Source organism: Pilimelia anulata (genome assembly GCF_014647895.1).
Taxonomy (GTDB): domain Bacteria; phylum Actinomycetota; class Actinomycetes; order Mycobacteriales; family Micromonosporaceae; genus Pilimelia; species Pilimelia anulata.
This window is the reverse complement of the sequence record NZ_BMQB01000001.1, coordinates 1-18986: the sequence shown is the minus strand read 5'-3', so window position 1 is coordinate 18986 and position 18986 is coordinate 1. Positions and strand designations below refer to the sequence as shown.

At 75.5% G+C, this 18986-nt stretch carries 17 protein-coding genes; 6 read left to right on the top strand and 11 right to left on the bottom strand.

Features of this window, described 5'->3' with window-relative positions; genetic code table 11:
- Positions 1-73: 73 nt before the first annotated feature.
- Positions 74-571 carry a hypothetical protein gene (locus tag IEY94_RS00085; RefSeq protein WP_189167922.1) on the bottom strand — a complete coding sequence of 166 codons (498 nt, stop codon included), beginning with the start codon at positions 569-571 and terminating at the stop codon, positions 74-76.
- Between the two features lie 198 nt (positions 572-769).
- Between IEY94_RS00085 and IEY94_RS00080 the strand changes: the two genes are divergently transcribed.
- Positions 770-1024 carry a hypothetical protein gene (locus tag IEY94_RS00080; RefSeq protein ID WP_189167921.1) on the top strand — a complete coding sequence of 85 codons (255 nt, stop codon included), beginning with the start codon at positions 770-772 and terminating at the stop codon, positions 1022-1024.
- Positions 1025-1093: 69 nt separating this feature from the next.
- Here IEY94_RS00080 and IEY94_RS00075 read toward each other — a convergent pair whose 3' ends face one another.
- On the bottom strand, positions 1094-3883 hold the full coding sequence (locus IEY94_RS00075) for an Rne/Rng family ribonuclease (protein WP_189167920.1): 2790 nt from the start codon (positions 3881-3883) through the stop codon (positions 1094-1096).
- A gap of 154 nt (positions 3884-4037) precedes the next feature.
- Positions 4038-4757, bottom strand: coding sequence for a TIGR03936 family radical SAM-associated protein (locus tag IEY94_RS00070; protein WP_229783298.1), 720 nt, complete (start codon positions 4755-4757; stop codon positions 4038-4040).
- A gap of 246 nt (positions 4758-5003) precedes the next feature.
- Between IEY94_RS00070 and IEY94_RS00065 the strand changes: the two genes are divergently transcribed.
- The gene (locus tag IEY94_RS00065; RefSeq protein WP_189167919.1) at positions 5004-5576 is read left to right on the top strand and encodes a hypothetical protein; all 573 of its coding nucleotides are present in this window, start codon (positions 5004-5006) and stop codon (positions 5574-5576) included.
- A 70-nt stretch (positions 5577-5646) separates the two neighbouring features.
- Here the strand turns inward: IEY94_RS00065 and IEY94_RS00060 are convergent, their stop codons facing one another.
- The gene (locus tag IEY94_RS00060) at positions 5647-6120 is read right to left on the bottom strand and encodes an NUDIX domain-containing protein (RefSeq protein ID WP_189167918.1); all 474 of its coding nucleotides are present in this window, start codon (positions 6118-6120) and stop codon (positions 5647-5649) included.
- Entirely contained in the window at positions 6104-6832 is a 729-nt protein-coding gene (locus IEY94_RS00055) for a DUF5919 domain-containing protein (protein ID WP_189168740.1), read from the bottom strand. The genes IEY94_RS00060 and IEY94_RS00055 overlap by 17 nt, the downstream gene beginning before the upstream one ends.
- Before the next feature lie 212 nt (positions 6833-7044).
- On the opposite strand from IEY94_RS00055, the gene IEY94_RS00050 reads away from it, so the two are divergent.
- Positions 7045-7314: a flavin reductase gene (locus IEY94_RS00050; RefSeq protein ID WP_229783198.1), complete on the top strand. Its 270-nt coding sequence runs from the start codon at positions 7045-7047 to the stop codon at positions 7312-7314.
- Here IEY94_RS00050 and IEY94_RS00045 read toward each other — a convergent pair.
- Positions 7280-9223, bottom strand: coding sequence for a TIGR03960 family B12-binding radical SAM protein (locus IEY94_RS00045; protein WP_189167917.1), 1944 nt, complete (start codon positions 9221-9223; stop codon positions 7280-7282). The two genes, IEY94_RS00050 and IEY94_RS00045, sit on opposite strands and share 35 nt — an antisense overlap.
- A 79-nt stretch (positions 9224-9302) precedes the next feature.
- The gene (locus IEY94_RS00040; protein WP_189167916.1) at positions 9303-9977 is read right to left on the bottom strand and encodes a lysophospholipid acyltransferase family protein; all 675 of its coding nucleotides are present in this window, start codon (positions 9975-9977) and stop codon (positions 9303-9305) included.
- A gap of 225 nt (positions 9978-10202) precedes the next feature.
- Between IEY94_RS00040 and IEY94_RS00035 the strand changes: the two genes are divergently transcribed.
- Positions 10203-10856 carry a DUF4360 domain-containing protein gene (locus tag IEY94_RS00035; RefSeq protein ID WP_189167915.1) on the top strand — a complete coding sequence of 218 codons (654 nt, stop codon included), beginning with the start codon at positions 10203-10205 and terminating at the stop codon, positions 10854-10856.
- A gap of 11 nt (positions 10857-10867) precedes the next feature.
- Positions 10868-11509, top strand: coding sequence for a DUF4360 domain-containing protein (locus tag IEY94_RS00030; RefSeq protein WP_189167914.1), 642 nt, complete (start codon positions 10868-10870; stop codon positions 11507-11509).
- 71 nt (positions 11510-11580) lie between these two features.
- On the opposite strand, the gene ndk is transcribed toward IEY94_RS00030, so the two are convergent.
- Complete coding sequence (ndk, locus tag IEY94_RS00025; protein WP_189167913.1) at positions 11581-12000, bottom strand: nucleoside-diphosphate kinase; 420 nt, start codon at positions 11998-12000, stop codon at positions 11581-11583.
- Between the two features lie 174 nt (positions 12001-12174).
- Here ndk and IEY94_RS00020 point away from each other — a divergent pair, with 174 nt between their 5' ends.
- Positions 12175-14115, top strand: a complete 1941-nt coding sequence (locus tag IEY94_RS00020; RefSeq protein ID WP_189167912.1) for a VOC family protein — start codon at positions 12175-12177, stop codon at positions 14113-14115.
- Here IEY94_RS00020 and IEY94_RS00015 read toward each other — a convergent pair.
- From IEY94_RS00015 to IEY94_RS00005, 3 genes are all read right to left on the bottom strand, one after another.
- Positions 14026-14331, bottom strand: coding sequence for a DUF4233 domain-containing protein (locus tag IEY94_RS00015; RefSeq protein WP_229783197.1), 306 nt, complete (start codon positions 14329-14331; stop codon positions 14026-14028). The genes IEY94_RS00020 and IEY94_RS00015 overlap by 90 nt on opposite strands.
- Positions 14332-14417: 86 nt before the next feature.
- Positions 14418-15740 (bottom strand): bifunctional folylpolyglutamate synthase/dihydrofolate synthase, encoded by a 1323-nt coding sequence (locus IEY94_RS00010; protein ID WP_189167910.1) that lies wholly within the window; start codon positions 15738-15740, stop codon positions 14418-14420.
- Positions 15740-18778 (bottom strand): valine--tRNA ligase, encoded by a 3039-nt coding sequence (locus IEY94_RS00005; protein ID WP_229783196.1) that lies wholly within the window; start codon positions 18776-18778, stop codon positions 15740-15742. The genes IEY94_RS00010 and IEY94_RS00005 overlap by 1 nt, the downstream gene beginning before the upstream one ends.
- Positions 18779-18986: the final 208 nt, after the last annotated feature.

Sequence of the window (18986 nt, the reverse complement as noted above, 5' to 3'; positions counted from 1 at the left end):
GATGCGCCGCAGGACAGCCTACGCCATCGGTCGGGGTCGACAAAAACGGGTCGGAAAACCGCCCGGCGGCTCGCTAGGTCACCGGCGGCGGCGTCGCGCCGCAGGCCGCGGCCACCGGCCGGGCGGCCTCGCTGACCGCCGCCCGCATCCGGTCGGCGGGGGTGCGGTCCTCGGGGGCGCCGAGGCCGTTGAGGGCGGTGATCGTACTGTCCAGCGCGCCGCTCAGCGCCGGGTCGCCGGCGGTCCGCTCCTTGAGCAGCCCCAGCTCGCGGGCCCACTCGAACAGCTCCTGCGAGGCGATCTCCCCGGCCGCGGCGCTGCCGTTCTCGTCGCCGCGGGCCAGCGCGGTGAGCACCTCGGCCCACCGGCCCTCGAACGCCTCCCAGCGGACCCGCTGGGTGACCAGCGCGTCGCGGCAGGCGGCCTGCGCGGAGGCGGACAGCACCGGCGTGGGCGCCGCCGCGGGGCGGGCGTCGCCGCCGCACCCGGCCGCGGCCAGCAGGACGGCCGCGGCGGCCGCCGCACCGATCAGCCGGTACAACCCGCACTCCTCGGCCGGGACAAACAGCACCTCCGAGATCAAACGCCGCAAGTCACCCCAGCGTACGGCAGGCCCTGCCACACCGGTGCCGTTCACGACGGCCGCGTTATTTGCGGACGCAACTGGTCCGCAACCCGCTCGATGCCGCGGCGGCACTCGACCGGCCGTTTCCTGATTCATACGCAGCACCGCACCACGCGCCGCTCCACACGGCTTCCGGAGGCACCGATGATGACCACGGCTACCGACCTCGCCGCCGAGGCGTTGTTCGTCTCCGACCTGCAGCCGTCCCAGCAGCCCACCCCCGCCGAGGTGGAGGCCGCCGTGACCGCGATGGTCGCCCGGTACGGCACCGCCGGGTGCGCCGCGAGCTGCGCCGCCGAGTTCGGCGACCACCCCGACACCGCCACCCGCCGGATGACCTGGGTCCGCCAGGTCCTTCTCGCGGTGCTGGCCAGCGAGGTCCCGCGCGCCCGCGGCTGACCCCACGAGCCCCCGGTACGGCAGCAGGGCCGCGACGCCATCGGCGTCGCGGCCCTGTCTGTCGATCCGCTACGGGCGGGTGCGCCGCCGGGTGCGCGGGCGCCGCCGCCCGCCGGTGCCCACCGGCTCGGCGTCGCCGTCCGGGTCGGCGTCCGCGTCCGCGTCGGCGTCCAGGTCGGCGTCCAGGTCGTCGAAGTCCGCCGCCGGCTCGCCCAGGTCGGTCGCGGGCTCGGCCAGCTCCGCCGCCACGCCCTGGTAGTCGAACCGGGTCAGGTCGTACCCCTCGAACCGGTCGTCCGGCACGTCCTCCTCCTCGGCCCCGGTGCCGGGTACGCCGCCGCCGACGATCCCGGAGGCCGCGCCCGCCGCCCGCGGCGCCGCCGCGGGCCGGGCGGCCGGCTCGACGGCCGGCGCCTCCTCGATCGGCTCGTCCACGACCGCGGCCGGCTCGACCGACCCGACCGGCTCGACGACGTCGTCGGCCTCGTCGGCGTCGAGCGGTGCGGCCGCCGCGGCGGCCGCGACCGGCTCAGCGGGCTCGGCCGCCTCGGCCGCAGCCGCCTTGCGCCCGCGCCGCCGGCTGCTGGCCGTCGGCGGCGCCTCCTTGGCGCCCGCCGAGGCCACCGCGCGCACCTTGTCGCCCGCGCCGCCGCCACCGCCGCCGCCCTTGGGCTTCTCCGGTACCGGCTCGGCGTGGATGATCAGCCCGCGGCCCTTGCAGTGCTCGCAGTTCTCGCTGAACGCCTCCAGCAGCCCCGCGCCGATCCGCTTGCGGGTCATCTGGACCAGGCCCAGCGAGGTGATCTCGGTGACCTGGTGCTTGGTCCGGTCCCGGCCCAGGCACTCGGTGAGCCGGCGCAGGACCAGCTCCCGGTTGCTCTCCAGCACCATGTCGATGAAGTCGATCACCACGATGCCGCCGAGGTCGCGCAGCCGGAGCTGGCGCACGATCTCCTCGGCCGCCTCCAGGTTGTTGCGGGTGACCGTCTCCTCCAGGTTGCCGCCGGCGCCGGTGTACTTGCCGGTGTTGACGTCGACGACGGTCATCGCCTCGGTCCGGTCGATCACCAGGTGGCCGCCCGAGGGCAGGTACACCTTGCGGTCCAGGCCCTTGAGGATCTGCTCGTCGATGCGCCGCGCGGCGAAGATGTCGGTCGTACCGGTGTGCCGGCTCAGCCGGGCGACGAGGTCCGGCGAGACGTGCGACAGGTACGCCTCCACCTCCTCGTACGCGGCGTTGCCCTGGATGACCAGCTCGCGGAAGTCCTCGTTGAACAGGTCCCGGACGACCCGGATCACCAGGTCCGGCTCCTCGTACAGCAGGGCCGGCGCGCTGCTCGACGACGACTTCGCCGAGATGTCGTCCCACTGCGCCTGCAGCCGCTTGACGTCGCGGGCCAGCTCGTCCTCGCTCGCCCCCTCGGCCGCGGTCCGGACGATCACGCCGGCGCCGTCCGGGATGAGCTTCTTGAGGATGTCGCGCAGGCGCTTGCGCTCGGTGTCGGGCAGCTTGCGGCTGATCCCGGACGCGTTGCCGTGCGGCACGTACACCAGGTGCCGGCCGGACAGCGCGATGTGGCTGGTCAGCCGCGCGCCCTTGTGCCCGATCGGGTCCTTGGTGACCTGGACCAGCACCGGGTCGCCCGGCCGCAGCGCCTGCTCGATCGCCCGGCCGCGGCCCTCCAGCCCGGTGGCGTCCCAGTTGACCTCGCCGGCGTACAGGACGGCGTTGCGCCCCCGCCCGACGTCGACGAACGCCGCCTCCATGCTGGGCAGCACGTTCTGCACCTTGCCCAGGTACACGTTGCCGACCATCGTCGCCGTCGCCGCCCGGGTCACGTAGTGCTCGACGAGCACCTCGTCCTCGAGTACGGCGATCTGCGTCCGGTCGCCGATCTGCCGGATCGCCATCATCCGGTCGACCGCCTCGCGGCGGGCCAGGAACTCGGACTCGGTCAGGATCGGCGGCCGGGTCCGGCGCTGGTCCCGGCCGTCGCGGCGGCGCTGCCGCTTGGCCTCCAGCCGGGTGGACCCGGTGACGCCCTGGACCTCGTCGGCGACCCGGCGCGGCTCGCGGATGCGGACCACGGTCGGCACGCCGTCGTCGTCGCCCCCGTCGTCGCCCGCGCCCTTGCGCCGCCGGCGCCGCCGGCGGCGGGTCAGCGGCTCGTCGTCGTCCGCGGCGACCGGGCCGGCGCTGCTCTCGGGCTCGTCGCCGTCCTCGCCGGCGCCCTTGCCCCGGCCCCGGCCACGCCGGCCGCGCCGCCGGCGGCGGATGCCCTCGGCGTCCTCGTCGTCGTCCTCGTCCTCGTCCGCCGGCTCCTCGACCGCGGTGGCCACCGGCTCGGCCGGCTCCTCGGCCGGCTCGCGGCGGCGGCGCCGGCGCGGGGTCGGCTCCTCGGCCGCCTCCTCCGGCTCGGCCCGGCGGCGCCGGCGGCGGGGCTCGGCCGCCTCCTCCGCGGGCTCGTCGGCCGGCTCGGCCTCGGTCGGCTCCGGCGGCATGAACAGGACGGTCGGCGGCGTGCTCCGGCCGCCCCGGCTGCGCTTGCGCGGCCGCTCGTCGGCCTCGGGCTCCGCCGTGTCCCCGGCGGGATCGGCCGCCTCGGCCGCGGGCGCGGCCTCGGGCGCGACGGCCGGCTCGGCGGCCGGGTCCTCGGCGGCCCGGCGGCGCCGGGTCCGCTTCACCGGGGCCGGCTCGGCCTCCCCGGCGGTCTCCGCGACCGGACCCGCGGCGGCGTCGGCCGGCGCGGGCTCCGCGGCGCGGCTGCGCCGACGGGTGGGTCGGGTCGTGCTCTTCTCGACGGCTGCCGCCGGCTCTGCGCCGGTCCGGTCGCCGCCCTCGGGCTCGTGTTCGAGCATGCGGGCGCTCTCCAGTTCTGGCTCCCCCGGGCGCGTACGCGACGCTGCCACTCAGGTTCACCGCAGATGTTCCCGGCGTCGGATCCGCCCCGGGGCCCGTCGGGCACCAGCGGACGATCGCCGCCGAAGTCTTCCGTGAGCGCGACCGGTGCGGTCAGCGCTCGCCGATTGCCGCTCGCCGATCCGCCTCCAACGGATCGATGAGGCCCCCCTGCGCGGTCAGCAACCCCTGTGCCAGCCGGGTCGCCCTCGGCGGTACCGGCGGCTCCAGGTCGGCCACCACGCGGAGGCCGGACAGAACGTCATCGGGTCGCACGGTCGGACTCGCCAGCCGTACGACAAGGTCGAGTATCGCACACGGCGCCCCGGCGCCCCCCGAAGGTGGATCATTCGCCGGGTTCGCCCCGGTGTCGTTTTCGTCACCCGCGGCGATGGAGACGACCGCCGCCCGGGCGTCGATCATGCGCTTGCCCTGCTTGGTGAGCCGCTCCACGGGCACCTCGGCGGCGGCCGCGAAGGCCGCCGCGGCGGCGGCCAGCGCCGCGGGCGGCACGCCCGTCAGCACCACCCGCCACTGCCCCGCGTCGATCCGGTCGGCCAGGCTGCCCGGCGCCGCGGCCACCACGGCGTCGACGATGTCCAGGCCGGGCGAGAGGGCGGCATCGAGCGCCGTGCGAAGTTCGTCCGGATCGACCGGCTGCTGGAGGCCCAGCTCCAGGTACTCGGCCTCGCTGGCCACGCCGGTCGGCGCCGCCGACGCGTACGAGATCCGGGGGTGCGGGGTGAAACCGTGCGAGTAGGCGATCGGCACCCCGGCCCGGCGGATGGCCCGCTCGAAGGCCCGGGCGAAGTCCCGGTGCGAGGTGAACCGCAGCGGCCCGCGCTTGGCGTACCGCAGGCGCACCCGCTGGACCACCGGGGCCTGGTTGCTCTCCGGCTGCTTCCTGGCGATCGTCGTACTCCCCTCGGGCGGGCGGGTGGTGGCGTCGCCGATATCTTCCCGCAGGGCCGCCGCAGGCCGGGCACCGGCCCGCCGCGCCACCCGCGAGAACCGACCGTTCCCCGCCGGCCGACCGCCGGATACATTGCGGTTCCACTATGGATGAGATGGGGGTTACCCATGCGCTCACCCGACCCGACCCCGGGCCGCCGCGCCGCCCTGCTCGGCACCCTCGCCGCCGGCGCCGGCCTGCTGCTCGGCGCCGGCCCCGCCACCGCCGCCCCGCCGGCACCCCGCCGCGACCGGCCGGGCGCCGCGGACCGCCGCACCCGGCAGGCCGAGTGGCGGTGGTGCCACAAGTGCCAGAGCCTGTCGTACGGCGGCAACCAGGCCGCCAGCGCCTGCCCGGCCGGCGGCACGCACGACGGCTCGGCCAGCGCCAACTACCTGATCCTGCACGTGGCCGCCGGCGGCACCCAGTCGGACTGGCGCTGGTGCCACCGCTGCCAGGGCATGTTCTACGGCGGCGCGACCACGTCGGGGTACTGCCCGGTCGGCGGCGGGCACGACCGCAGCGGCAGCCACGACTACCGGATGGCGGTGGCGCCGGGCGTGGGCCAGTCGGACTGGCGCTGGTGCCGGCGCTGCCAGGGGATGTTCTTCGGCGGCGGCCAGGGCAGCAGCCGGTGCCCGGCGGGCGGCACGCACGACGGCTCCGCCAGCGGCGACTACGTCCTCGAATACCTGTCCTGACCACCCCGGTGGGTCGCGGGCGGCGCTGTCCGCGACCCACCGGGGTCGCGGGGGGGGTGGCGGGCCGTGGTCAGCCCAGGTGCGGCTCCGCCGAGCCCGCGAAGTGGTGGGCGAGGCGGAGCCGGACCGTGTCGTGGATCGGCAGGCCCGGCAGCTCCACCGGGTCGACGAAGCGCACCGCGGTCGACTCGGCGCTCGGCGCGAGCGCCCCGCCCACGACCCGCCCGCGGTACGTGACGTTGAACTCCTGCCGGACCTCCCCGTCGGCGTACGCGATCACGTGCGCCGGGTCGGTGTAGATGCCGAGCAGCCCGGTGATCTCGATCTCCAGCCCGGTCTCCTCGCGCACCTCCCGGACCACGCACTCCTGCAGCGTCTCGCCGATGTCCATCGTCCCGCCCGGCAGCGCCCAGTTGCCCGAGTCCGCCCGCCGGTGCAGCAGCACCCACCCGCGCGCGTCGGCGACGACCGCCGACCCGCCCGGTACCAGGCTGTTGGCCGGGGGCGCCGCCGGGTCGCGGTAGTGGTCACGCCGCCCGGCCATCGCCACCCCCGGGCGCCACACCCCGCCAGACCGCCTCGACCTGCGCCGCGTACGCGCCGAAGATGCCGTACGGCGACAGCTCCCGCAGGTGCAGCGCCGGATGCTGGTAGCCGCGCAGCCGGTACAGGTGCGGCGTCACGATCATCTGCTGGTCGAACCGGAACACCGAGTTGTACAGGTGCACCGAGTGCAGGCCGATCGCCACGCCCGGCAGCCCGGCCAGCGGTTCGAGGAAGTTGAGTGCGTTGCGGATGCGCCCGGCCAGCGTCCCGCCGATCCCCTCCAGCTCGTCCCGCTCGCGGACGTGTGCGCAGTCCGGGTCGGCGAGGGCGAGCCGGATCCGCGCGCCGCCGGCGGCCTTCTCCGCCAACCGCGCGACCGTGTCCGGCAGCAGCTCCAGGACGAATGGGTAGGCGTACCCGAGCAGGTCGATCCGCTCGGCCGCCCCGACCAGCAGCGAGGTCCAGAGCTGCCGCGGTACGTCCGCCCGGTGCGCGTACGCCGCGACGACCTCCGCGGTGGCCTCGGCGCCGGGCGCGAGGTCGGGCCGGGTCTGCGGCCAGAGCTGCGCCTCGGACTCCCGCAGCAGGTCCGCCACGGCGTGCCGGGTGCGCTGGCGCGGCAGCCGGCCGACCAGCCAGCGCCGCACGGTCTTGACGTCCACCCCGACGGCCGCCGCCAGCGCGGCCGGGTCCAGCCGGGCGCGGCGCATCGCCGCGCGGAGGGGACGGCTCACTCCCCCACGGTAGCGGACATTGCGCGGACATTCCCGGTACGCGGAAGTGGTCCGGGCGGCGGCGCTCCGGCGGTTTCGGTGTCCGCCCACCGACCGTAACGTCCCACACCGGACGCCCCGCCGGCCCGCCGCGACCCCGCCGGGCCGGCGGGTGCCGACGCCGGAACCCGCCGACCCCGGGAAGCCACATGTCGCTGCACCACGCCCTGCGGCCGCGCTGGACCTGCGGCGCCTGCGCCGATCCCTGGCCCTGCCCCACCCGCCGCCGCCAACTCGCGGCGGAGTACGCCGGCGCGCGCGTCTCGCTGATGCTCTACCTGACCGGTTGCTTCGTCGCGGCCTGCGAGGATCTCCCGCACGCCACCGTCGGCGACCTGTACCGGCGGTTCCTGTGCGGGATTCCCGCCGCGGAGGAGCGCGCGGTCAGGAGGGGGCGCGGAGGCCGCCGACCGGGCTGAGCGGGAGCAGCTTGCGCCCCGTCGGCCCGATCTGGATCTCCGTGTCCATCGACGGGCACACCCCGCAGTCGAAGCACGGCGTCCACCGGCAGTCGTCCTGCTCGTACTCGCCCAGCGCGTCCCGCCAGTCCTGCCAGAGCCAGTCCTTGTCCAGCCCGGAGTCCAGGTGGTCCCACGGGAGCACCTCGGTCTCCTCGCGCTCCCGGGTCGTGTACCAGTCCAGGTCCACCCCGAGCGCCGGCAGCACCTCGGCCGCCGCGTCGACCCACCGCCGGTACGAGAAGTGCTCGCTCCACCCGTCGAACCGCTGGCCGCCGGCCCACACCGCGCGGATCACCGCGCCGACCCGTCGGTCCCCGCGGGAGAGCAGGCCCTCGATCAGCGACGGCTCGCCGTCGTGGTACCGCAGCCCGATCGCCCGCCCCAGCGACCGGTCGGCGTTGATCGCCTGCTTGAGCAGCCTCAGCCGGTTGTCGATCACCTCGGGCGAGCTCATCGACGCCCACTGGAACGGGGTGTGCGGCTTGGGCACGAAACCGCCGATGGACACCGTGCAGCGGACGTCCTTGCTGCCCGCGGCCTCCCGGCCGGCCCGGATGACCTTGTGCGCCATGCTGGCGATCTCCAGCACGTCCTCGTCGGTCTCGGTGGGCAGGCCGCACATGAAGTACAGCTTCACCTGCCGCCAGCCGTTCGAGTACGCGGTGACGACGGTGCGGATCAGGTCCTCCTCCGACACCATCTTGTTGATCACCTTGCGGATCCGCTCCGACCCGCCCTCGGGGGCGAAGGTCAGGCCGGTCCGCCGGCCGTTGCGGGACAGCTCCCGGGCCAGCTCGATGTTGAACGCGTCCACCCGGGTGGACGGCAGCGACAGCGAGACGTTCTCGCCGGCGTACTGCTCGGCCAGGCCGGAGCACATGTCGCCGATCTCGGAGTGGTCGGCGCTGGACAGCGACAGCAGCCCGACCTCGTTGAAGCCGGAGAACCCCAGCCCGTCGGCGACCATCTGCCCCACGGTGGTGATCGACCGCTCGCGCACCGGTCGGGTGATCATCCCGGCCTGGCAGAACCGGCAGCCGCGGGTGCAGCCCCGGAAGATCTCGACGGCGAACCGCTCGTGCACCGACTCGGCCAGCGGCACCAGGGGCTTCTTCGGGTACGGCCACTGGTCCAGGTCCATGGTCGTCCGCTTGTGCACCCGGAACGGCACGTCGGCCCGGTTCGGCACGACCCGCTGGATCCGCCCGTCCGGCAGGTAGTCGACGTCGTAGAAGCGCGGCACGTAGATCGACTCGGTCCGGGCCAGCCGCAGCAGCAGCTCGTCCCGGCCGCCCGGCGACCCCTCGGCCTTCCACGCCCGGACGATGTCGGTGATCTCCAGTACCGCCTCCTCGCCGTCGCCGAGGACGGCGGCGTCGATGAAGTCGGCGATCGGCTCCGGGTTGAACGCGGCATGCCCGCCGGCGATCACCACCGGGTGCGTGGTGTCCCGGTCGGCGGCGGCCAGCGGGATGCCGGCCAGGTCGAGGGCGGTGAGCAGGTTCGTGTACCCCAGCTCGGTGGCGAAGGACACCCCGAGCAGGTCGAACGCGCCGACCGGCCGGTGCGCCTCGACGGTGAACTGCGGCACCCCGTGCTCGCGCATCAGCGCTTCCAGGTCCGGCCACACCGCGTACGTGCGCTCGGCGAGGACGTCCGCGCGCTCGTTGAGCACCTCGTACAGGATCTGCACGCCCTGGTTGGGGACCCCGACCTCGTACGCGTCGGGGTACATCAGCGCCCACCGGACCACCGCGGCGTCCCAGTCCTTGACGACCGCGCCCAGCTCGCCGCCGACGTACTGGATCGGCTTGCCGACCCGCGGCAGCAGCTCCTCCAGCCGCGGGAACACGCTGGTCACCGGCATGGCACCCCTCCCGGTCCTACCCCGCCCCGGGCGGGCGCAGCGGCACCAAGGGTACGCCGATCACCGCCGGGCCGGGCGGTCAGCCCGCCGGCTGCCGCTTCGGGGCGTACCGGGCCACGTACTCCTGGCCGCTCAGCTCCCGGATGGCCGTCATCACCTCGTCGGTGATCGCCCGCCGCTCGCCGGCGGTCTCGGCCCGCCCGCCGTAGTGCAGCGGCCGCCCGAACCGCACCTCCGGCCGGGCCGTGAACGGCCGCGGCACCCGGGCCCCGATGGGCTGTACCTTCTCCGTGTTCCGCACGCCCACCGGCACGACCGGCACGCCGGAGCGCAGCGCCAGCCGGGCCACCCCGGTCCGGCCCCGGTACAGCCGGCCGTCCGGCGACCGGGTCCCCTCGGGGTACACGACGACCAGGCCGCCCGCGGCGAGCACCGGCAGCGCGCCGTCGAACGCGGCCAGCGCGGCCCGCCCGTCGCCCCGGTTCACCGGGATCGCGCCGATGCCCTCCAGCACGGTCCGGCTGAGCCAGCCCCGCGGGCCGGTACCGGTGAAGTAGTCCGACTTCGCCCAGAAGGCGATGTGTCGCGGCACCACCGCGCCCACGAAGAGTTCATCGGCCACCGACAGGTGGTTGCCGGCCAGGATCGCCCCGCCGCTGGCCGGGATGTGCTCCAGCCCCTCGACGAGCGGCCACCAGCCGAGCCGGAGCACGGGGGCGACGGTGAGCTTCCCGATGGAGTACAGCGCCGGCAACCTGGATTCTCCGTCCTGGCAACGATCTGGTGGTCACACGCTAACCGACCAGGTCGCCCCGGCCATCACTCCCACAAGCGACGTGACGAGAATCCCGTCCGGTTTCCGGCCCGCGACCGCGTGGAACAAAACATCGACCGTTCAGGTAGTGACGGGCACCGATGCGCGCACTAACGTCCGGTCTGTCAGGCGAGGAAAGCAACTTCCCCGCCTAACCGGAGGGGGATGGAAATGATGATGAAGGCGTTCATGGCCGCGACAGGCGTCGCCGCCATGCTTACGAGCACCACCCTGCTCGGCGCGCCGGCGATGGCGCAGGACGACCCGGCCGACGTCCCGGTCACGGTCAAGCTGACGACGGCGAACGGCACCGGCTGCAAGGGCCCCGACCACGGCGTCGCGGTCAAGAGCTACCCGACCGGCGTGGTGCAGATCAACCTGCCGAAGATGCAGGCCAAGGCCGGCCGCAACAACCCGGCCACCTCGACGCTGACCTGCACCACCAACCTGGCGGTGTCGGTGCCCGAGGGCTACACCTGGGCGCTCGACGCGGTCGGCGTGAAGGGCTTCGCGTACCTGGACGAGACCACGTCCGGCAAGGCGTTCGTCAGCGCGTACCTCGCGGGCCTGACGGCGACCGGCACGGTCGACACCGCCCTGGAGGGCGAGTACAGCGGCCGCTGGGTCCAGCTCGACGCCCCGAGCGAGGAGGTCAAGCAGCCCTGCGGCGAGAGCCGGGCGCTGAACGTCACCACCCGGGTGAACGCCAACGCCGGCAGTGACCCCAAGCGGCACCAGGCCATCATGACGCTGCGCTCGTCCAACGCGGACGACCACGACGTGCTGCTCGGCCTCCGCACCATCAAGTGCAGCGAGTGAGGGAGCACATCATGACCCGACGCATTCCGCGCGGACCGGTCGTCGTTGCGGCCGCCGTGGCCGGCGTGCTCGTCGCGGGGTACGGGACCGCCAGCGCCCTGACCGACGACGCCGCCGCCGCGCCGACCGTCAAGCTGCTCGCCGCCAACGGCGACGGCTGTGTCGACGGCAGGGGCGTGACGGTGTCCAACGCCGCCAAGCCCGGCGTGTTCACCATCCACATCACGGGCGCCGGCTCCGCCGTGGGCCCGGACGTCCCGGCGAGCCAGCGCCGCAAGACCTGCACCGTTTCGCTGGACGTCAACACCTCGCGCGGCAGCACGTACGCCATCCGCAAGGTGACGCTCAACGGCAGCGCCCGGCTCGCCCGCGGCGCCTCGGGCACGGCCACCGTGGTGGCCGCCGCCAAGGCCGGCGCGGACGGCACGTTCAGCCACAAGGAGAACGGCCCGCTGCGCGACTACTGGACGGACTCCGGCGTGCCGGAGCCGGCGGTCGAGGGCGAGTGCGGCAGCGACCGCGCGCTGACCGTCGCAGCGTCGACGTTCACCAACCGCGGCTCGTCCGGCACGGACGCGACCAGCTCGTTCAACCTGATCGGCCCGCGCCGGCACCAGAGCCTCGTGGTGCAGCTCGCGCAGGTCGACTGCTGACCGAGCGGTAACGGGGAACGGGCGGGGCGCTCCGGCGCCCCGCCCGTTCCGTGCGTCCCGTTCCCGGCGGCTCAGCCGGCGGGGAACCAGAGGGCGATCTCCCGCTCGGCGCTGTCGACCGAGTCCGAGGCGTGCACCAGGTTCTCCCGGTTCGACAGCGACAGGTCGCCGCGGATCGTGCCGGCGGCGGCCGCCCGCCCGTCCGTCGCGCCGACCAGGCTCCGGACGACGCCGACCGCGCTGTCGCCCGCGACGATCAGCGCCACCAGCGGCCCGTCCGTCATGAACTCCTTCAGCGGCGGGTAGAACGCCTTCGTCACGTGCTCGGCGTAGTGGGCGTCGGCCAGCTCCGCGGACATCGTCCGCAGCACCAGCGCCGACAGCGTCAGGCCCTTGCGCTCCAGCCGCCCGACGATCTCGCCGACCAGCCCGCGCCGGACGGCGTCCGGCTTGATCAGCACCAGCGTGCGCTCGCAGTCCTCGCTGGACACGAATCCCCTCCCGACGGCGGCCGGCGGCCGCGGCTCCCGACCGGCGGCGCGGTGCCGCGGGTCGCCCACTGTCGGTGAGCGTACCCGGGGCGGGCGCGGCGACTCGCCGCTGGGCCTTGGCGACCGTCCGATGGGGGCTTAGCCTTGCCGGAACACGCCCGGGGAGGTCGACACGTGACGAACGGCACCGCCCGCGCCAGCGCCACGGTACGCAAGGTGATCGCCGGGATACTGGGCGCCGCCGGGCTGTTCATCATGTCCGTCGGCATCGGCGTCCCGAGCTGGTCGGTCGTCGCCGTCGGCGCGGCGCTCGTCCTCGTCGCGATCGGGCTGGTCACGATCCAGGCGGTACGCGGCGGCGAGCGCGGGTGGATGTCCGCGTCGGCGCACGTCATCGCGGCCCCGCCGGCGCCGGCGAACCAGCAGTACGGGCGCGCCGAACTCGACCTCGTGGTCACCGGGCCGGGCCTGCCGACGGTGGCGGTGAAGATCCGCGAGCCGAAGGTGCCGGTGGACCGATGGCCGGTACCGGGCACCGCCCTGCCGGTCCTGGTGGCGGTCGACGACCGCCGCAACGTCCGCGTCCAGTGGGACGACGCACCGCGCGCCGGCGCGGCCGGTGCCGGCGCGACGTTCGGGGCGGGCCCCGCCCGGGCGGGTGCCGCCGGGTACGACGCCGGTGCTGCGCCCGACCCCGGCGCCGGGAGGGGTGCGGCCGGCGCGGCCCGGGCGCCCGGTACCGGCGGCGTGTCCGGTGCCGCCGGCGCGAGTGGTGCTGCCGGTGGGGTGGCTGCCGGCGCCGCGAGCGCGGCGGCCCCGGTCGCCGGGAATGGCGAGCCGGCCGCGGGCCCGGTGCCGCGGGTGCGACCCGCCGCGACCGACTACGACCTGCCGACCGCCGCGACGGCGTACCACCAGCCGGCCGGCACCGGCGGGTACGACTCCCCGACCGCCGGCCGACCCGTCGCCGGCCGCCCGCCCGCCCCGGCCGCCCGCCGCGGGCCGGGCGACGGCCGCCCGCCCGGCGACCCGGACGGGCCGGCGGCGCCCGGCGCCCCGGCCGGCAACACCGCCGCCACCGCCGCGGATGACGGCGCCGCCAGCGCCGCCGCCGGTCCGCGGCCGACGCCCGCACCGCGGCCGCGGACCGGCTCCGGCCCGGCGGCGATCGCCGCGGCGGTCCCGGCAGCGGCGGCGATCGCCGCCACCCCCGCCCCGCGCCGCCCCGACACCGACCGCCCGGAGCCACCGGCCGGCCGCCCCGGCCCCATCACTGCCGGCAGCGCCAGCGCAAGCGGCGGTGCCCCGACCCCCGCGGCTGACGACGCCCCGGCCGGCGGCGCCGCCGTGGCCGCGACCGGTGCCGCCACGCCCCCGGCCGGCCGCGGCACCGTCGACGACCGCGCAGCCGCCGACACTCCCGACCACGCCGCGACCGGCGGACCCGGTACCACCGACACCGCCAACGCGGCGGATCAAGCCGACCCCGACGACTTCGGCGGCCGGCGGGAGGTGCCGCCGGTCCGCGCGGTGGCCGTGCCGGTCGCCCGCCGCCCCGAGAGCACCCCCGTCCCCCGCCCGCGGGTCAGCACCGCCGGCCCCGTGGCCGGTACCGCGGAGGTCGCGACCAGCTACAGCGCCGCCCGCCCGGCCGCCGCCGGCCCGGTGCACGGCGTCGGCGCCACGCTGGTGGTCCGCGACCTGGACCGCGCCGTCGACTTCTACTGCCGGGTCCTCGACTTCGCCATGATCGACCGCGGCGGCGACACGGCGATCGTCGCTGCCGGCGACACCCGGCTGATCCTGCGCGCGGGCGCCGACGGGGACGTCCCGCGGCACCACGTCCACCTCAACCTCGAGGTCGGCGACATCGACGCGAGCCACGAGGCCCTCCGCGCGGCCGGGGTGCGCTTCACCGCCCCGCCCCGCCCGATCAGTACGGGCCGGCGGTTGCAGTTGTGGGCGGCGACGTTCCGCGACCCGGACGGGCACGGCCTGGCGCTCACCCAGTGGCGGGTGGCCCCGTCAGCCGAGGATGGTGCGCCGGACCCGCAGGACGTACCACCACACGAGGCCGAACAGGACGCCCAGCGCCCCCAGCGCCCAGTGCAGTAGCCCGCAGCCGAGCAGCGCCGCCTGCGCGGCGACGACGGCCCACCACGCCCGGTCGTACCGCAGCAGCCCGGCCAGCACCAGGTGCGCGCCGGCGAGCACGAGGACGGCGACGATCCCGCCGGTCCCGAGCCCGCCGCCGAGCACCCGCAGCGGCTGGACCGCCAGCAGCAGCACGATCGCCTCCATGACCAGCGTCCCGGCCCCGAGCCCGCGCACGGCCGCCGCCGGATTCCGCAGCCCCGACGGCCGCCCCCCGGACCCGCCGCCGGAATGGGCCGCGGGTTCGAGGTCGGGGGCCGCGCTCACCGGACCAGCAGCTTCCGCGCGTCCGCCACCGTCACCACCGACCCGGTCACCAGCACCCCGGCGCCGCTCAGCTCCCCGCCCGCGCTCTCCTCGGCCAGCGCCACCGCCGCCTCGATCCCGTCGGCGACGTCCTCCCGTACGGTCACCCGCTCCTCGCCGAACACCTCCCGGGCCAGCCGGGCCAGCTCGGCGGCGGGCAGTGCCCGCGGCGAGCTGTTGCGGGTGACCACGATCGCGTCGAGGGCCGGTTCGAGCACGTCCAGCACGGCGGCGGCGTCCTTGTCGTCCAGCACCGACACCAGCCCGACGAGCCGCCGGAACGCGAACTCCTCCTGCACCGCGGTGACCGTCGCGGTCATCCCGTGCGGGTTGTGCGCGCCGTCGAGCAGGATCGTCGGCGCCGTCCGGACCCGCTCCAGCCGCCCCGGCGACCGCACCAGCGCGAACCCCTCCCGGACCACGTCCGGGTCGAGCTGCTTGGCCGTACCGGCGCCGAGGAACGCCTCGACCGCAGCCAGCGCCACCGCCGCGTTCTGCGCCTGGTGCGCGCCGTGCAGCGGCAGGAACACGTCCTCGTACACCCCGCCGAGGCCCTGGATGGACAGCACCTGCCCGCCGAAGGCGAGCTCGCGGCGCAGGACGCCGAACTCGGTCCCCTCGCGGGCGATCGTCGCGTCGACCTCGGCGCAGCGGCGCAGGATGGGCTCCATCGCCTCCTCGTCCTGCGCGGCGGTCACCACGGTCGCGCCGGGGTGGATGATCCCGGCCTTGGCGTCGGCGATGTCGGCGAGCCGGTCGCCGAGCCACTCGGTGTGGTCCAGCCCGATCGGGGTGAGCACGCACACCGGCGCGTGCAGCACGTTGGTGGCGTCCTCGGCCCCGCCGAGGCCGACCTCGACCACGGCCGCGCCGACCGGCGCGTCGGCGAACGCGGCGAACGCCAGCGCCGCCGTCATCTCGAAGTACGTCAGCGTGTGCGCCGCGTCCGCGTCGACGAGCGCGGCCAGCGGCGCCACCTCCGCGTACACGGCGGCGAACCGCTCCTCGCTCAGCGGCTCCCCGTCCAGCGCGATCCGCTCCCGGACGGTCTCCAGGTGCGGGCTGGTGAACCGCCCGGTGTGCAGGCCGTGCGCCCGCACCAGCGCCTCGATCATCCGGGCGGTGGACGTCTTGCCGTTGGTCCCGGTCAGGTGGATGCTCGGGTACGTCCGCTGCGGATCCCCGAGCAGCTCCAGCAGCCGGGTGATCCGCCCCAGGTCGAACACCATCCGGGTGTTGCCCCGGGCCAGCAGCGCCGCCTCGACGTCGGCGAACTCCATCACGCACCGCCCGCCGCCGGCAGCGCCGCGAGCGCGGCGGCGATCCGGTCCCGGTCGGCCTCGGCCGCCGCCAGCCGCGTTCTGATCTTGTCGACCACGGCGGCGGGGGCCTTGCCGACGAACGCCTCGTTGCCGAGCTTGGCCCGGCACTGCTCGATCTCCTTCTCGGCGACCGCCGCGTCCTTGGCCAGCCGGGCCCGCTCGGCGCCGAGGTCGATCGTGCCGCTGGTGTCCAGCCCGACGCTGATCGTGCCGGTGACGGCGAGGCTGGCGCTGGCGGCGAAGCCGTCGCCGGGCGGGTCCAGCCGGGCGATCGACCGGATCAGCGGCTCGTGCGCGGCGAGGCCGGCGTCCGCCAGGCCGACCAGCTCCGCCGGCACCCGCTGGGCGGGCTTGACCCCCTGGTCGGACCGGAACCGCCGCACCTCGGTCACCACCCGCTGCAGCCGCCCGATCTCCACCTCGGCGGCCGGGTCCAGGTACGACTGGGCCGGGATCGGCCAGGCCGCGGTCGCGACGGTCAGCGACCCGGTCAGCGCCGTCCACAGCTCGTCGGTGACGAACGGGATCACCGGGTGCAGCAGCCGCAGCAGCTCGTCGAGCACGTGGCCGAGGACCCGCCGGCTCGCGTCGGCGGCCGGGCCGCCGGCCGCGAGCACCGGCTTGGCCAGCTCGACGTACCAGTCGCAGACGTCGTCCCAGGCGAAGTGGTACAGCACGTCGCAGGCCTTGGCGAACTCGTACGCCTCGAACTGCTCGTCCGCCTGCGCCACCACGTCCTGCAGCCGGGACAGGATCCACCGGTCGACCGCGGACAGCTCGCTCGGCGGCGGCACCGACCCGGCGACCGTGGCGCCGTTGAGCAGCGCGAACCGGGTCACGTTCCACAGCTTGTTGCAGAACGCCCGGGACCCCTGGCACCACTCCTCGCTGACCGGCACGTCCCCGCCGGGGTTGGCGCCGCGGGCGAGGGTGAACCGGGTGGCGTCGGCGCCGAACCGGTCGATCCAGTCCAGCGGGTCGATGACGTTGCCGAACGACTTGCTCATCTTCTTGCCGTGCTGGTCGCGCACCATCCCGTGCAGCGCGACGACCCCGAACGGCGGCGTGCCGTCCATCGCGTACAGGCCGAACATCATCATCCGGGCGACCCAGAAGAACAGGATGTCGTACCCGGTGACCAGCACGCTGGTCGGATAGAACTTCGCCAGGTCCGGCGTGCGCTCCGGCCAGCCGAGGGTGGAGAACGGCCACAGCGCGCTGGAGAACCAGGTGTCCAGCACGTCCTCGTCCCGGGTCCAGCCGGCGGGCGGCTGCTCGTCCGGGCCGACGCAGCGGACCTCCCCGTCCGGCCCGTACCAGACCGGGATCCGGTGCCCCCACCAGAGCTGCCGGGAGATGCACCAGTCGTGCATGTTGTCGACCCAGGCGAAGTACCGCTTGGCCAGCTCCGGCGGCTCGATTCGCACCCGCCCGTCGCGCACGGCGTCGCCGGCGGCCCGGGCCAGCGGCTCGGTCCGGACGAACCACTGCAGCGACAGCCGCGGCTCGACAGTGGTGCGGCACCGGGAGCAGTGCCCGACGGCGTGCACGTACGGCCGCTTCTCGGCCACGATCCGGCCCTGCTCGCGCAGCGCCGCGACGATCGCCGGCCGCGCCTCGAACCGGTCCAGCCCCTCGAACGGCCCGGCGACGGTGATCACGCCGCGCTCGTCCATGACGGTCCGGCTGGGCAGCCCGTGCCGCTGCCCGATCTCGAAGTCGTTCGGGTCGTGCGCCGGCGTCACCTTCACCGCGCCGGTGCCGAACGCCGGGTCCACGTGCGGGTCCGCGACGATCGGAATGGACCGTCCGGTCAGCGGCAGCTCGACCTCGGTGCCGATCAGGCTCCGGTACCGGTCGTCGTCCGGGTGCACCGCCACCGCGGTGTCGCCGAGCATCGTCTCGGCCCGGGTGGTGGCGACGACGATCGACGCGTCGCCCTCGCCGTACCGGATGGAGACCAGCTCGCCGTCGTCGTCGGAGTGCTCCACCTCGATGTCGCTGAGCGCGGTGAGGCAGCGGGGGCACCAGTTGATGATGCGCTCGGCCCGGTACACCAGCCCGTCGTCGTACAGCTTCTTGAAGATCGTCTGGACCGCGCGGGACAGTCCCTCGTCCATCGTGAACCGCTCGCGGGACCAGTCGACCGAGTCGCCGAGCCGCTTCATCTGCCCGAGGATCGCCCCGCCGGACTCGGCCTTCCACTGCCACACCCGCTCGACGAACGCCTCGCGGCCGAGGTCGTGCCGGGACAGCCCCTGCGCGGCGAGCTGCCGCTCGACGACGTTCTGGGTGGCGATGCCGGCGTGGTCCATGCCCGGCAGCCACAGCGCCTCGTGGCCCTGCATCCGCTTCCGACGGATCAGGGCGTCCTGGATCGTGTGGTCGAGCGCGTGGCCGATGTGCAGCGAGCCGGTGACGTTGGGCGGCGGGATCACGATCGCGTACGGCGGCCGGTCGCTGGCCGCGTCCGCGGCGAAGACCCCGGCGGACAGCCAGGCGGCGTACCGCTTCTGCTCGACCTCGCCGGCGGGGTACTGGCTGGGCAGCGTGGTGCCCGCCCCCTCGGCGGACCCGCCGCCCGCGGGCGGCGCCACGCCGGCCCGGGCGGCCTCCGCAGCGGCGTCCCGGGCGGACCCGTCGCCGCTGGCCGGAGCCGGCCCATCGCCGACAGCCGGAGCCGGCCCATCGCTCACAGCCGGAGCCGGCTCGGCGCCGGTGGCCGGCGCCGCCTTGCCTTCGGTGGCCGGGGTCGGCCCGGCGCCGGCGGGCGGGGTTGGCCTGTCTCCGGTGGCCGCGGTCGCTCCGTCGGTGGAGTTCATCGCTGCGGCGTTCGTCGCCGCGGTGTCCGTCCGGCCGCCCACCTCGGCCCCGCTGCCCGTCTCGGCGCGCTCGGGTGCGTCCGGCGCGGCCGCGGCCGGCTCCGCGGGAGCCGGTACGTCGGCGGCGGCGCGGTCGGCGGGGGCGGTTTCGCGGTGCGGCGTCGCTTCGGTCACGACGAGAGTCTACGGATCCGCCGGTCCGCCCGGCCGCCCGGCACCGCCCGCGCACACCCGGTGCCGACGCGACCGCATTCCGCAGTCGATTTCACCCCGAAAACGCAAAATGGCGACCCCGAAGGGTCGCCATTTTGCGAAAGATGTCCGGCGGCGTCCTACTCTCCCACACCCTCCCGGGTGCAGTACCATCGGCGCTGGAGGGCTT